Consider the following 14676-nt stretch of genomic DNA (forward strand, 5'->3'; position numbering starts at 1 on the left):
ATCGTATTAAAAGGTTGAACGAAAGCCTAAAAGTATTGATTTGGAATGAAATAAGCAAACGATTAACCGAATTTATGCCAGGGAGAGAACGCTTTATTCTATCGTTACAGCCGTACCGCAGGCAGTTACCATCAGCATACTGCCGCTGCCGCCTACCGTTTCGTAATCAAGGTCAACGCCAATCACAGCGTTAGCGCCCAACAGACGGGCTTGTTCCTGCATCTCGCGAAGCGCCGTGTCTTTGGCCTCGCGGAGCACTTCCTCGTACGAACCGCTGCGTCCGCCCACCACATCGCGGATACTGGCAAAGAAATCACGAAAGACGTTGGCACCGATAATCGTTTCACCGCTGACGATGCCAAAATAACGGGTGATACGTGCACCCTCGATAGTGGGAGTTGTTGTCACTAACATAGTTCCGTATTTTTAAGTTCTTGATATATCAGACGCAGAGCAACTCAAAAAAGTTGCAAAGCATCAAAACATTTTACTGACGCGCTCGATACCTGCCGCCAATATATCTATCTCCTCTTTCGTATTATACAGGCCGAACGAAGCGCGTACCGTGCCTTCAATGCCGAGACGTTGCATCAGCGGCTGCGCGCAATGATGTCCCGTACGTACGGCAATGCCGAGACGGTCGAGTAAGGTACCCATATCGAAATGGTGGATATCGCCTACGAGGAAAGAAATGACGCTCCCTTTCTCTCGCGCCTCACCGAAGATGCGCATACCGGGAATCTCTTTCAGGCGGGACATAGCATACATGGTCAGTTCGTGTTCATGGGCGGCAATCTTCTCCATGCCGATGGCAGAAACGTAATCCAATGCCTTGGCAAGCCCGGTCGTACCGATATAATCGGGTGTTCCCGCCTCGAACTTGAAAGGGAGTTCATTGAAAGTAGTCCGTTCAAACGATACGTGTTGTATCATTTCGCCGCCACCCTGATAAGGGGGCATCTTGTCGAGCCATTCTTCTTTACCGTAAAGCACGCCCACACCGGTAGGCCCGTACACCTTATGACCGGAAAAAACGTAGAAATCCGCATCCAAGTCCCGTACATCCACCGGCATATGCGGAATGGACTGGGCACCGTCTACAAGCACGGGAACGCCCTGCTCGTGGGCATAGCCTATCATTTCCCCAACAGGGTTCACCGTACCCAGCACATTGGATACATGCGCCACGCTGACAATCTTTGTACGCTCGGAAAACAGCTGTTTGTACTCATCCAACAGAAGTTCGCCTCTGTCATTCATCGGAATGACTTTAATGGCAATCCCCCTCTTGGCAGCCAGCAACTGCCAGGGAACGATATTGCTGTGATGCTCCATAACGGAGAGAATCACCTCATCCCCCTCCTGCATAAACTCTTCACCGAAGCTGGACACAAACAGATTGATACTTTCCGTCGTACCGCGGGTAAAGATGATTTCATTCGTACTGCCGGCATTGATAAACTTCCGCACCGTCTCACGAGACGCCTCGTGCAGCTCCGTAGCTTGCTGCGAAAGGAAATGCACACCACGATGCACATTGGCGTTGACCGAATAGTACTCGTCCGTAATGGCGTCCACCACCTGACGGGGCTTCTGCGTAGTCGCACCGTTATCAAAGTAAACCAACGGCTTACCATATACCTCACGGGAAAGTATCGGAAAATCAGCTCTTATCTTTTGAAGGTTCATATCTTTTAAATTATGAATGATGAATGAAGAATGAAGAATTGCCATGCGGGATGCTGCGCAGCCCATTCTTCATTCTTCATTCATCATTCTTCATTATTTACATATCGCGCACCCCTGACACTTGTTCAGTTCACCGCGGAAACGTTTCTCTACCAGCAGATGCAGGCGGTCTTTCAAGGCATCCAGACGAATTGTGTCGATTACTTCGTTTACGAAGGCAAACATCAACAGTAAACGGGCTTCACGCATGGAGATACCGCGTTGCCGCATATAGAACAGGGCGCTTTCATCAAGCTGGCCTACCGTAGCGCCATGACTGCACTTTACATCATCGGCGTAAATCTCCAGTTGCGGCTGGGTGTACATATGCGCTTCGCGGGTGGCGCAAAGATTACGGTTCGTTTGTTGGGAACTGGTATGCTGCGCGCCGGGACGTACCAACACCAGGCCTGCAAAAGCACCGACGGACTGGTCGTCGAGCACATATTTAAAGAGTTCATTGCTGGTGCAGTTGGGCACTGCATGGTCTATGGTGGTATTATTGTCCACATGCTGGTTCTTGTCCGCGATAGCCATACCGCAAAGGTTCAGTTCGGCGCCCTCGCCAGCAAGCGTCACTTCGGTCGTATTACGGGTAGTACCGTTATGCAAGGTCATTCCATTCAGCAGAACGTTGCTGTTGGCCTCTTGTCTGACGTATAAACTGCTGATACGTACCGTACTGGTGTGCGTCTCTTCCAGTTCATAGAAATCGAAAGTGGCATTCTCACCGATGAACGCCTCTACCACCTGCGTTGCAAGGAAGTTTACACCGTCCATTGCATGGTCGCAGGCCAAAAGACGGGCTTGCGCACCTTCTTCCAAAATGATGAGCACACGACGGTTCACCATAAAGTTGACATCGCCGCGCAGGATGTTCACTAACTGGATAGGCTTTTCCACTACCACATTCTTAGGAACATACAACAATACACCGTCTTGCGCAAAGGCGGTATTAAATGCCGTCACTCCATCTTTGGAAGTATCCGCCAGCTTGCCGTAGTATTTCTTCACCAATTCCGGATGCTGTTCCGCCATATCCTTCAAACTGCCGAAAATAACACCTTCGGGTAAATGCGACTTGGGCAAAGCCTTGCCATAGAAAGCGTCGTTCACAACAAAGTAAAGGGAAGTGCTCATATTCGGCACATCGCATTTGAATACTTCATAGGGGTTGACAGGAATGTCCAGACGGTTCAGGTTCAGACCGTAGTCGGGTTCAAAGAACTTGCTGACATCGGTATATTTGTATTTCTCCGTCTTACGGGTAGGAAAACCAAGCCGCTCGAAATCGGCAAACGCGGCCGCACGCGGGGCATTCAGCACCTCGGCGCTGTGGCGGCATATCATCGCTTCCGTTTGGGAGAAAAGGTCTATATATTGTTGCTCTACACTCATGTTGTCTAATTATGAGTTTTGAATTACGAGTGATGAATCGCCGCGCTATTACATTGCAGAGCGATTCATCATTCGTAATTCATAATTTATAATTCACTTGCTTCTTTCTTTATCCAATCGAAGCCGCGTGCTTCAATCTCCTTCGCCAGTTCGGGGCCACCTGTCTTTACGATACGTCCGCCAAGCAATACATGGACGGTATCCGGTTTCAGGTAGTCCAACAGACGTTGATAGTGAGTGATAACCATCGCACTGGTCCGGGGAGTCTTCAGCTTGTTGAAGCCATCGGCCACAATACGCAGAGCGTCTACATCAAGACCGGAATCCGTTTCGTCGAGAATGGCGAAAGTAGGTTCCAGCATAGCCATCTGGAAGATTTCGTTACGCTTCTTCTCACCACCGCTGAAGCCTTCATTTACGCTACGGTTGGCAAGTTTGTTATCCAACTCGACAATGGCGCGCTTTTCGCGCATCAGCTTCAAGAATTCACTGGCTGACAAGGCGGGTAAATGGCGGTATTTGCGTTGTTCGTTAACGGCAGCACGCATAAAATTCACCATAGAAACACCCGGTATCTCCACCGGCATCTGGAATGAAAGGAAAATACCTTCATGGGCACGGTCTTCGGGACTCATAGCCAAAAGGTCCTTACCGTTGAAAGTTACGGTACCGCGTGTAACCTCGTATGCAGGATGTCCCACCAGCACATTACTCAAGGTGCTTTTCCCGGCTCCGTTTTGTCCCATCAGGGCGTGTACCTCACCGTCACGAATCGTAAGGTTGATACCTTTCAATATTTCTTTGCCATTGATGCTGGCATGCAGGTCTTTTATTTCTAACATTATACTTTTAAATTAAGAATGAAGAATTAAGAATGAAGAATAACCATGCGGCATAACAGTGCGTGGTCTATTTCATCATCCTTAATTCTCCATTGTTTATTTTAATTCTTCATTCTTCATTCTTAATTCCTCATTTATCCTACGCTTCCTTCCAATGAAATAGCCAACAATTTCTGAGCCTCCACGGCAAACTCCATAGGCAGCTTGTTGAGTACTTCTTTTGCATAGCCGTTTACAATCAGCCCGACGGCATCTTCCGTAGAAATACCGCGCTGATTGCAATAGAATATCTGGTCTTCGCTAATCTTGCTGGTGGTTGCCTCGTGTTCTACAATGGCCGTCTCATTATGGATATCCATGTAGGGGAAAGTATGCGCACCGCATTTATCGCCCAGCAGCAAGGAGTCGCACTGGCTATAGTTGCGGGCATTGTCCGCCTTTTGGGCTACACGCACCAGCCCACGATAAGAATTCTCGCTCCGTCCGGCGGAAATACCTTTGCTGACAATAGTACTGCGGGTATTCTTTCCAAGATGAATCATCTTTGTACCGGTATCCGCCTGTTGATAGTTGTTGGTGACCGCCACACTGTAAAATTCTGCCGTAGAGTTGTCACCGGAAAGGATGCAAGAGGGATATTTCCAGGTAATGGCCGAACCAGTTTCCACCTGTGTCCAGGACAATTTGCTGTTTATGCCCTTGCAGTGCCCGCGCTTCGTTACAAAGTTATAGACGCCGCCCTTGCCTTCGGCATCTCCCGGATACCAGTTTTGAACGGTACTGTACTTCACTTCGGCACGGTCGTGTACCACAATCTCCACAATAGCGGCGTGCAATTGGTTTTCGTCACGCATCGGCGCCGTACATCCTTCCAAATAGGAAACATACGAATCATCATCGGCTACAATCAACGTTCTTTCAAACTGCCCGGTATTGCGGGCATTGATACGGAAGTAAGTGGACAGCTCCATCGGGCAGCGTACCCCTTTCGGTATATAGACGAAAGAACCGTCGGAGAATACCGCGGAATTCAGCGCCGCAAAGAAGTTATCACGATACCCCACGACCGAGCCCAGATACTTCTGCACCAAATCGGGATGCTCGCGTACAGCCTCGCTGAACGAACAGAAAATAATTCCCTTTTCCATAAGCGTCTCCTTGAAAGTCGTCTTTACAGACACAGAGTCCATTACGGCATCCACCGCCATACCGCTCAGCGCCATTTGTTCTTCCAAAGGAATGCCCAGTTTATTAAAGGTCTTGACCAACTCCGGGTCTACCTCGTCCATGCTTTTAGGGCCGTCCTTCTTCTTGGTAGGATCGGCGTAGTATGAAATAGCCTGATAATCTATCTCGGGAATACGGAGATGCGCCCATGCAGGCATCTCCAGCGTCAGCCAGTGACGGTACGCTTTCAGACGGAACTCCAGTAACCACTCGGGTTCTTCCTTTTTCTCAGAAATCAACCGCACCACATCCTCATTCAAGCCACGCTCAATGATGTCTGTATGTACATCAGTCGTAAAACCGTACTTGTACTTCTCCTGAGTGAGTTCCTTTACATATTTATTGGGTTCTTCTTGTTGCATTATTCATTCAATATATATTGTTCTGTAACATGCTTAGCCGCGGGAAAGAATATCCCGGCAAACGACTTCATAGGATAATATAACACCGATTCCTTCTTTTTTGTTTGGCTGAGCAGCGTATTGTCCGCATCCATGAATTCAATGACACCGACCAGCAGACTCACCAGTAAAAGGGACTTCAACGCCCCCAGTCCGGAACCCAGCCAACGGTTCAGCCAGCCGAGCGCAACCGCTTCCATTGCCTTTGTCAGCAGCGAGGCTACCAGTGTAAAAACCAGCGGCACGGCTATCCAAATCGCGATGAATGCCAGTACTTGCGCCACCGTCATCGAATCGGTAACCTTAGAAAACACCTTTTCGGCCACGGAAGCGTACAAAGCCTTTGCCGCCAGCAAACCGACAATCAACCCCAGCAGAGTGGCCAGTTGTTTCACGAATCCCTTCATGAAGCCAATAACCGCTCCCGCACCGATAATTACCAATATTACGATGTCTATAACAGCCATATATGATATTAAAAAGGCACGGATTACACGGATCAACACGGTTTTTCTTTTAACCAATCCGTGAAATTCGTGTAATCCGTGCCTAAAGATTTACTGTTTTCTTACAAAGTCTGTTTTACCTCCACTTCTTCGTAAGATTCTATGATATCTCCCACCTTGATATCGTTGCAGTTTGTCAAACTGATACCGCATTCAAAGTTGGTACCTACTTCCTTCACATCGTCCTTGAAGCGCTTCAATGCATTGATGTTGCCTGTGAAGATAACGATACCGTCGCGAATCAGACGAGCCTTGTCGCTACGTTTCACCTTTCCGGTCTTCACCATAGCACCTGCCACGAGACCCACTTTGGTAATGTTGAACACTTCGCGAACTTCGATAGTCGCCGTAACCTGTTCTTTCAAAGTCGGCGCCAGCATACCTTCCATGGCAGCCTTCACCTCTTCAATGGCATCATAGATGACAGAATACTTGCGGATATCCACACCTTCCTGTTCAGCCAGTTTAGCGGCAGCACCCGAAGGACGAACCTGGAACCCTACAATAATCGCATCCGAAGCGGCAGCCAGAGATACATCCGATTCGGAGATAGCACCGACACCCTTATGAATAACGTTCACCTGTACCTGTTCGGTAGACAGCTTAATCAACGAGTCGCTCAACGCTTCAACAGAGCCGTCCACGTCACCCTTCACGATGATGTTCAGTTCGTGGAAGTCGCCCAATGCCAAACGGCGGCCTACTTCATCCAGTGTCAACATCTTCTGTGTACGCAAGCCTTGTTCACGCTGCAACTGTTCACGCTTGTTGGCGATTTCACGCGCTTCCTGTTCGGTTTCGATTACATGGAATGTATCACCTGCGGCCGGCGCTCCGTTCAAGCCCAAAATCAAAGCCGGCTCCGAAGGACCCGCCTCTTTCAGACGCTGGTTACGCTCGTTGAACATGGCTTTCACCTTACCGTAGCTTGTACCTGCGAGCACAATGTCGCCCATCTTCAAAGTACCGTTGGATACCAGCACCGTAGCTACATAGCCACGACCCTTATCCAATGAGGACTCGATGATGGAACCGGTAGCACGGCGGTTCGGGTTTGCCTTCAAATCCAGCATTTCAGCTTCCAGCAATACTTTCTCCATCAAATCGCTTACACCAAGACCTTTCTTGGCGGAAATATCTTGAGACTGATACTTACCGCCCCATTCCTCAACGAGGAAGTTCATGGCGGCCAGTTCTTCTTTAATCTTATCGGGATTAGCGGTCGGCTTATCAATCTTGTTGATGGCGAATACGATAGGCACACCGGCAGCCATAGCATGGTTGATGGCTTCTTTGGTCTGCGGCATCACGTTGTCATCGGCAGCTACGATGATAATGGCAATATCCGTCGCTTTGGCACCGCGGGCACGCATGGCGGTAAACGCCTCATGACCCGGAGTATCGAGGAACGTTATCTTACGTCCGTCTTCCAACGTCACGTGATAAGCACCGATGTGCTGTGTAATACCACCGGCTTCACCGGCAATAACATTCGCCTTACGGATATAGTCGAGCAACGAAGTTTTACCGTGGTCTACGTGACCCATTACCGTTACAATCGGAGCGCGATGCTCTAAATCTTCCTCGGCATCTTCTTCCTCAACGATAGCCTGGGCTACTTCCGCACTTACGTATTCAGTCTTGAAGCCGAATTCTTCTGCCACCAGATTGATTGTTTCGGCATCCAGACGTTGGTTAATGGAAACCATCATACCGATACTCATACAAGTAGCGATAACCTGTGTTACGGAAACATCCATCATGCTTGCCAACTCATTGGCAGTCACGAATTCAGTCAGCTTCAGTACCTTGCTTTCCGCCATTTCCTGGTCTTCCAGTTCCTGCATACGGTTGGATGCCAAGTCGCGTTTCTCCTTACGGTATTTCGCTCCCTTGTTCTTACCCTTAGAGGTCAGACGCGCCAACGTTTCCTTTACCTGTTTCGCTACATCCTCTTCACTTACCTCTTGCTTGATTACAGGTTTCTTGAAACGGTCTTTGCTCTTGTTCTTACCGGCTTGTTGGTTATTACCGCCTTGCTGGCTACCACCTTTCAGACGATCGTTTCCGCCACGCTGGAAGTTGGATGCATTGTTGATATCCACCTTTTCCTTGTTGATACGGACACGTTTCTTCTTGCCATTGGCATCGGTACTGTCTTTCAAGTCCTTCGTCTTATTATCATCGCGGCGGATTTCCTTGATAATAGCCTCTTTCATCAGCTTCTTCTGATCCTGACGCTGCTTTTCTTTTTCTTCACGCTCCTTACGTTTTTCTTCTTTCGATTTTTTCTTCGGGCGTGTAGACTGGTTCAGCGCGGCGAGGTCTATTTGTCCGATGACGTTAATCTTCGATACAAACTCAGGCTGATGTATTTTGAATATTTCTTCTTTATCTTCCGAAACCGCTTCTTCGGTTGCAGCGGGAGCAGGTTCTTCGTCAGATGCCGGTGTAGGCTCAACAGCAACAGACACCGGTTCTTCCACAACAGGGGCAGGTTCTACCACCGGAGCAGATATCGGCTCGGGCTGAGGTTCGGGAACAGGTTCCGGTTTCGGCGCCTCAACAACAGATACAGGCTCTTCCGCCTTCACTTCTTCAATCACCGGCTTCTCCGGTTCCGCTTCTTTCTCTTTTTCCACAGTATGTTTGCGATTCAGCTTATCCAAATCAATTTTACCGACAGGCTTAAACTTCGGACGTGCATCTTCGGGAACCACAGCCTTGACCACCTCTTCGGTTTTCGTTTTTTCCTGTGTTTCCTTGTCATAACCGTCAATAGACACTGACGCCTTGTTGCGATCCTTACTCTGACGTTCCTGAATGAAACGCTCCGTTTTCAATTTAAGATCCTTATCTGTACTAAACTCTTTCACGAGCAAATCATACTGCTCGTCGGTAATCTTCGTATTGGGATTTGCTTCAATGGCATATCCCTTCTTTTGCAAGAACTCAACTACCGTCGTGATTCCTACATTTAAATCTCTTGTTACTTTATTTAACCTTATCGTCATACTTTAATTTAATGAATGATGGAGAAAGAAGCGGATTTCAGTGATTAGTGATAATGATTAGTCGCTAAACACTAAGCACTAAACGCTAAACACTAATTATTCTCTTCTTCAAACTCCGATTTCAAAATGCGTAATACTTCGTCCACCGTTTCCTCTTCCAAATCCGTCTTCTCAATCAACATCTCGCGCGGAGCATTCAACACAGCCTTGGCGGTATCAATACCGATAGCCTTAATCGCATCGATTACCCAACCGTCAATCTCATCGCGGAATTCATCCAAATAGATGTCCTCATCCTCTACCGCTTCATCCAATTCGCGGAATACGTCAATAGTGTACTCAGTCAACATACTGGCCAGTTTGATATTCAAACCACCTTTACCGATAGCCAGCGATACCTCTTCCGGTTTCAGGAAAACTTCCGCCTTGTGTTCTTCTTCGTTCAGACGGATAGAAGATATCTTGGCAGGGCTAAGGGCACGCTGTATAAACAACTGAATATTCGATGTATAGTTGATAACATCGATATTCTCGTTGCGAAGCTCACGGACAATACCATGGATACGGCTGCCTTTTACACCGACGCAAGCACCCACCGGGTCAATACGGTCATCGTACGACTCAACGGCAATCTTGGCACGCTCACCGGGAATACGGGCAATCTTCTTGATAGTAATCAGTCCGTCATTGATTTCAGGTACCTCCATTTCAAACAGGCGTTGCAGGAAAACGGGTGACGTACGGCTCAAGATAATCTTCGGATTATTATTCTTGTTGTCAACGCGGGCCACCACGGCACGGGCAGTCTCACCCTTACGATAAAAGTCACTCGGAATCTGCTCGGTCTTGGGCAACAACAATTCATTGCCTTCGTCATCGAGCAGCAACATCTCCTTTTTCCAAATCTGATAAACTTCTGCATTGATAATAGTACCTACCTTATCAATGTATTTATTATAAATACTGTCTTTTTCCAGTTCCAAAATTTTGGAAGCCAATGTCTGGCGCAAGTTCAGGATAGCACGGCGGCCAAACTTCGCAAAGTTCACTTCATCCGTCACTTCCTCTCCCACTTCATACGAAGCGTCAATCTTCCGGGCTTCGCTCAAAGAAATCTGCAAGTTCGGATTTTCAAGGTCTTCATCTGCCACAACTTCACGATTACGCCATATTTCGAAGTCACCCTTGTCCGGGTTCACAATTACGTCGTAATTCTCATCGGTACCGAACATCTTTGCAATCACACTGCGAAACGACTCTTCGAGTACGCTTACCATAGTGGTTCTATCAATATTCTTCAGTTCTTTAAATTCCGAAAAGGTATCTATCAAGCTGATAGTTTCTTCTTTCTTGGCCATAGTCTTATTTAAAACTAATTAAGTATTTAGTATATTTTATCTCTTCGTATGTAAAGGTTATATCTTCATCCACCATTTTAGGACGCTTGGCTCCCTCCTCTTTCACTTTCTTCTGAACGGTAACGGTAAATTGCCGCTCGTCGGCATCTTTCAATGTTCCGCAATACTTGCGACCGTCTTTAGCCAGCACTTCCACATCTTTGCCGATGTGGTTGGTGTATTGCTGCAACACTTTAAACGGTTGTCCGATGCCGGCAGAACCGACTTCCAGCTCGTAATCCTCATCCTCACGATTCAGTCGGGACTCTATGTAGCGGCTCAGCTCTACACAATCCTCAATCCAAACACCTTCTTTGTGGTCTATCTCCACCACAATCTTGTCATCAGGGCTGATTATGACTTCCACCAGGAAGTAATCTTTATCCTTCAGCCACTCGTCTACAATCTGACAAACTGTTTTCTTTTCTATCATAGATTAACCATTAAGAACGAAAAAGAGGAGCTTAATCGCCCCTCCACCTTTCATCCGTTTCGGTTGCAAAGATATAAATAATCTGTTCGACTACAAAATAATAGGAGAAAAAAAGAATATTTAGCACTCCTGCCGAAATTTATCCTCCATTCAAAATTAATCACTACATTTGCATGGTTCTTTAAACTCAATCATCATGGCACATCACCTGAATACCAATAAACAGTTTATGATAGGTAACGGCATCCTTGCGTTTGCCGTAATATTCGTTGTTGTCATTTTTGTCTATATGAGTATGCGTTTGCAGCGCCAAAAGGAAGGTGAACGATACTTTGCCGAGACCTATAATGTCACTTTAGTGAAAGGATTCACCGGTGATTCCATATCCATCCTGCTCAACGACAGCGTACTGATAGACCAACGTATCGACAAAGAGCCTTTCAATTTCAAGATAAAACGGTTTGCCGAACAAAGCGCCCTGATGATAGTGGACAAGACAACCGACAAGCTCTCCCTGTTTGAGCTGAGCGAAAAAGGCGGTAGCTATCGTTTTGAAAAAGACGACGACGAAGTGAAGCTACTGGCACAGGAAGAGTAAAACCGCAACCGCACCATCCGTGCCAGCTTATTGGCACAGCCGTGCCTGTTTGATGGCACAGTTGTGCCTGTTCAATGGCAAAACAGTGCCTATCCGTCGGCACAACACCCGTTTTAGAAGTCCGTCTTATACTTTCTCAATTCATTGCGTAAAAGTTGTGCCTTACCGTCCGTCATGCCGTAAAGCAATGCCCAAAAGCGTTCGCCGTGGTTCATTTCACGGGTATGCGCCAACTCATGCAACAATACGTAATCAATCAAATGCCGGGGCAACAGAACAAGGAAATAGGACAGATTGATGTTTCCTCGGGCGGAGCAACTTCCCCAACGCCCGCTACTGGAATTGATTTTCACGCTTTTATAAGAAAGATTGTGCTGCAGCGAAAGCGCATAAAGCCGGGGCGGAAGAATAATCTTGGCATTACGTCGCAAAGCTTCCTCTATCACCTTACGCAGCCAGGCCTGCAACTCTTTATTTGAGAAGTCTGCATTCGGCGGACAGATAATCTGCATCTCTCCCAATTCCGAACGTGAAAGGAAACGGTCTCGTTCTCCACTAACCAGGCTCAATTTAAAGAACTCCGTATCGATACGGTAGTTCAAATCAATCAACGGGCGGCTTTGTCTCTGTCGGGCAACCCTCAGTCGGGAACGCAACTGCTCTACGGCATTCTTTACTTCCCCAATGGTTGTACCCGGTGGAACAGTCACATGAACAGCATCCTCACGCGTACGAAAAGTCAAACGCCGGGCACGGATATTCACCCGTACCAACAAGCATCCTAACTCTTCATCCTCTAAAACATGTTCCGTTATCATCTGTTCTTTTCTCCTTGAAATAAGGACAAAAGAACGAAGAATCGTTCGAAAAAGCAAGCGGTTCTCTATCAAAAACGAACAATGTGTTCAAAAACGCACACTACACTATCATTGCTACAACCTCAAAAACAAGAACTTATGATTATGGCATAGAATTTGAATAGTAATCGATAACAAGACGTTCCCGGCAAAAAAATCATGAGCCTCGCAACTTTTTGAGCAAAGACTCCGTCTAACAAACAAAAGAACTTAAAATAAATGAGTATGAAAACTTTAGCAACAATCATCGCATTCAGTATTTTCACATTAAGTGTAACAGCTTGCTCACACAATCACACGTACAGCTCCGGCCTGTTTGGTGGAAAGACAATCAAAGCAAGCAAAAACTATGTAACCAAGAATATCAAAGTGGATAATTTCACCAGTCTGAACTTAGCAGGCAGTCCGGACGTTACGTACACACAAAAGGCGGGAAAGCCCACAGTAGAAGTATATACTTCCGACAATATCGTAGACCTTCTGGACATTAACGTAGTCAACAATACACTGAATATCAAATTCAAGAAAGGCGTTAATGTATCTTATAATAAACTGGAAATCCGCATCTCTTCCGAAACACTTAATAATATCTCCGTTGCAGGATCGGGAAATGTAACATTAGCCAACGGCTTGAAAACAAATCAACTGAAAATGTCTGTAGCAGGCTCGGGAGATATCAATGCAAACAATATCGCTTGCACTAACGAGCTTAGCATATCCATCGCCGGCTCCGGTGATATACAAGGCAGTAATATCACTTGCACCAATCTCAAAACATCTGTAGCCGGTTCGGGAGATTTGAAACTCAACAATGTATCGGCTACCGACACCGAAGCATCTGTGGCGGGGTCAGGTACGGCAATATTGACAGGAACAACTCAAGAAGCCAGTTATCGTGTAGCCGGATCAGGTGACCTGTTCGCTTCCGACTTGCAGGCAAAACGTGTCTCAGCAAGCGTATCCGGTTCGGGAGACATCAAATGCCATGCCACCGACTTTTTGAAAGCGCGTACCAGCGGAAGCGGAGATATCGGTTATAAAGGCAATCCGGAGTTGGACTTCCCCAAAAAAGGATTATACAAACTCTGATTTGGTTATTCATTGTAAAGGATACATAAAAGGGACGCTGCATCACGCGGCGTCCCATCTATCTTAGTTAGTTTTTATAAAATTTTGAGAGAATTGAAACTTCACAGCCTCTGTTTTTTGTTTTAATAAAAGCACACTAACTATATTATATTTAAAGCAAATGAAAATGTTATTTTAAAAAGCAAATGAAAACATCTATTTTTTGACTTCCTTCCCCTTGTTTACACGATGCAGACTATCCAGAATCTGTTTTTCGTGCGTCACGGTTATATCTCCCGAAAGAGCAACCGACGGAGCGGAAATCTGTTTACCGATAGTATCGGCTGCGGCTACTTCCTTTACATCGGCAAAGAACGAGTGTTGCATTACATTACCCAATGAAAGTACCACTGCCACTACTGCTGCGGCTTTGAACAACGGCATGAAGCGTGCGGTCAATGTCATGCGCTTGGCTTTCACAACCGGAACTTCAACCTCAGCAAGCACCCGTGCATCAAAATCCGCACCTAAATGTTCCTCTTGCTGGAATTGCTGATATACAAACAAATCTTTATAACGCAGCAGATGTTCGGGAATTTCCTCTTTTGTAAAGAAAGCACGCAACTGCGCTTCTTCCTCAAGAGAAGTCTCACACCGCCAATAGCGTTCTAAAAGTTGTTCTATATATTTAAAGTCCATAACCTTCTATATCAATAAACCGTTGTTTAACTTTTTGCCGCGCCCTGAAAAGATTCACTTTAACTTGCTCCTCTGTCAAACTCAAGACAACCGCAATTTCTTTATAACTCTTACCTTCAACATCCCTCAACTGCATAATCAGCCGTTGTTTTTCGGGAAGCTCATTCATCAGCCGGTGTATCAAAATCATCCGTTCTTTACTCACCAAGCTTTCGTAAGGGCTTGATGCATCGGAAGTTTCTTCCATATCGGGCGTAAGTTCCACCGTTTGAGCATCTCTCCTTTCACTACGGTCTATCGCCAAATTCCTTGCCACTGTCAGACAATAGGCTTCAACAGAACCGAACTGCGTCCACTCATCACGCTTGTTCCATACCCTAATCAGCGTTTCCTGCACAACATCTTCCGCTTCCGCCCGATTGAATGTAATTCTTAGGGCCAACCGAAAGAGCTTGTCCTTCAGAGGGAGAATGTCATCACGAAAACTGATTTCTTGCATCTCTAATTA

Annotated in this window: 14 protein-coding genes; 2 read left to right on the forward strand and 12 right to left on the reverse strand. The window is 46.7% G+C overall.

The window, feature by feature from the left end; genetic code table 11:
• Positions 1-93: 93 nt before the first annotated feature.
• The 9 genes from I2F54_RS07670 to rimP form a co-directional block, all read right to left on the reverse strand.
• Complete coding sequence (locus I2F54_RS07670; RefSeq protein WP_009120287.1) at positions 94-414, reverse strand: heavy metal-binding domain-containing protein; 321 nt, start codon at positions 412-414, stop codon at positions 94-96.
• Between the two features lie 63 nt (positions 415-477).
• Positions 478-1689 carry an aminotransferase class V-fold PLP-dependent enzyme gene (locus I2F54_RS07675; protein ID WP_195500896.1) on the reverse strand — a complete coding sequence of 404 codons (1212 nt, stop codon included), beginning with the start codon at positions 1687-1689 and terminating at the stop codon, positions 478-480.
• Positions 1690-1782: 93 nt separating this feature from the next.
• Positions 1783-3126, reverse strand: a complete 1344-nt coding sequence (gene sufD, locus I2F54_RS07680; RefSeq protein WP_118046417.1) for a Fe-S cluster assembly protein SufD — start codon at positions 3124-3126, stop codon at positions 1783-1785.
• An 86-nt stretch (positions 3127-3212) separates the two neighbouring features.
• Positions 3213-3968: a Fe-S cluster assembly ATPase SufC gene (gene sufC, locus I2F54_RS07685; protein ID WP_009120284.1), complete on the reverse strand. Its 756-nt coding sequence runs from the start codon at positions 3966-3968 to the stop codon at positions 3213-3215.
• A 134-nt stretch (positions 3969-4102) separates the two neighbouring features.
• On the reverse strand, positions 4103-5557 hold the full coding sequence (gene sufB, locus I2F54_RS07690) for a Fe-S cluster assembly protein SufB (protein ID WP_117713295.1): 1455 nt from the start codon (positions 5555-5557) through the stop codon (positions 4103-4105).
• Positions 5557-6063 carry a CvpA family protein gene (locus tag I2F54_RS07695; protein WP_195500897.1) on the reverse strand — a complete coding sequence of 169 codons (507 nt, stop codon included), beginning with the start codon at positions 6061-6063 and terminating at the stop codon, positions 5557-5559. Before I2F54_RS07695 ends, sufB begins: the two co-directional genes overlap by 1 nt.
• Before the next feature lie 101 nt (positions 6064-6164).
• Positions 6165-9116, reverse strand: a complete 2952-nt coding sequence (infB, locus tag I2F54_RS07700; RefSeq protein ID WP_195500898.1) for a translation initiation factor IF-2 — start codon at positions 9114-9116, stop codon at positions 6165-6167.
• Between the two features lie 92 nt (positions 9117-9208).
• The gene (nusA, locus tag I2F54_RS07705; RefSeq protein WP_009120280.1) at positions 9209-10474 is read right to left on the reverse strand and encodes a transcription termination factor NusA; all 1266 of its coding nucleotides are present in this window, start codon (positions 10472-10474) and stop codon (positions 9209-9211) included.
• A gap of 4 nt (positions 10475-10478) precedes the next feature.
• Positions 10479-10946, reverse strand: a complete 468-nt coding sequence (gene rimP / locus I2F54_RS07710) for a ribosome assembly cofactor RimP (RefSeq protein WP_009120279.1) — start codon at positions 10944-10946, stop codon at positions 10479-10481.
• A 196-nt stretch (positions 10947-11142) separates the two neighbouring features.
• Here rimP and I2F54_RS07715 point away from each other — a divergent pair, with 196 nt between their 5' ends.
• Entirely contained in the window at positions 11143-11544 is a 402-nt protein-coding gene (locus I2F54_RS07715) for a hypothetical protein (RefSeq protein ID WP_195500899.1), read from the forward strand.
• A 113-nt stretch (positions 11545-11657) separates the two neighbouring features.
• Here I2F54_RS07715 and I2F54_RS07720 read toward each other — a convergent pair whose 3' ends face one another.
• A complete protein-coding gene (locus I2F54_RS07720) occupies positions 11658-12362 on the reverse strand; it encodes a YgjP family zinc-dependent metalloprotease (protein ID WP_195500900.1) in 705 nt (234 codons plus the stop codon).
• A gap of 264 nt (positions 12363-12626) precedes the next feature.
• Here I2F54_RS07720 and I2F54_RS07725 point away from each other — a divergent pair, with 264 nt between their 5' ends.
• Positions 12627-13490, forward strand: a complete 864-nt coding sequence (locus I2F54_RS07725) for a head GIN domain-containing protein (RefSeq protein ID WP_195500901.1) — start codon at positions 12627-12629, stop codon at positions 13488-13490.
• 195 nt (positions 13491-13685) lie between these two features.
• Here the strand turns inward: I2F54_RS07725 and I2F54_RS07730 are convergent, their stop codons facing one another.
• A complete protein-coding gene (locus tag I2F54_RS07730) occupies positions 13686-14168 on the reverse strand; it encodes a hypothetical protein (RefSeq protein WP_129618459.1) in 483 nt (160 codons plus the stop codon).
• Positions 14158-14667: an RNA polymerase sigma factor gene (locus I2F54_RS07735; protein ID WP_022217821.1), complete on the reverse strand. Its 510-nt coding sequence runs from the start codon at positions 14665-14667 to the stop codon at positions 14158-14160. Before I2F54_RS07735 ends, I2F54_RS07730 begins: the two co-directional genes overlap by 11 nt.
• Positions 14668-14676 lie beyond the last annotated feature (9 nt).

Origin of the sequence: Bacteroides clarus (assembly GCF_015555825.1) — a bacterium.
Lineage (GTDB): Bacteria > Bacteroidota > Bacteroidia > Bacteroidales > Bacteroidaceae > Bacteroides > Bacteroides clarus.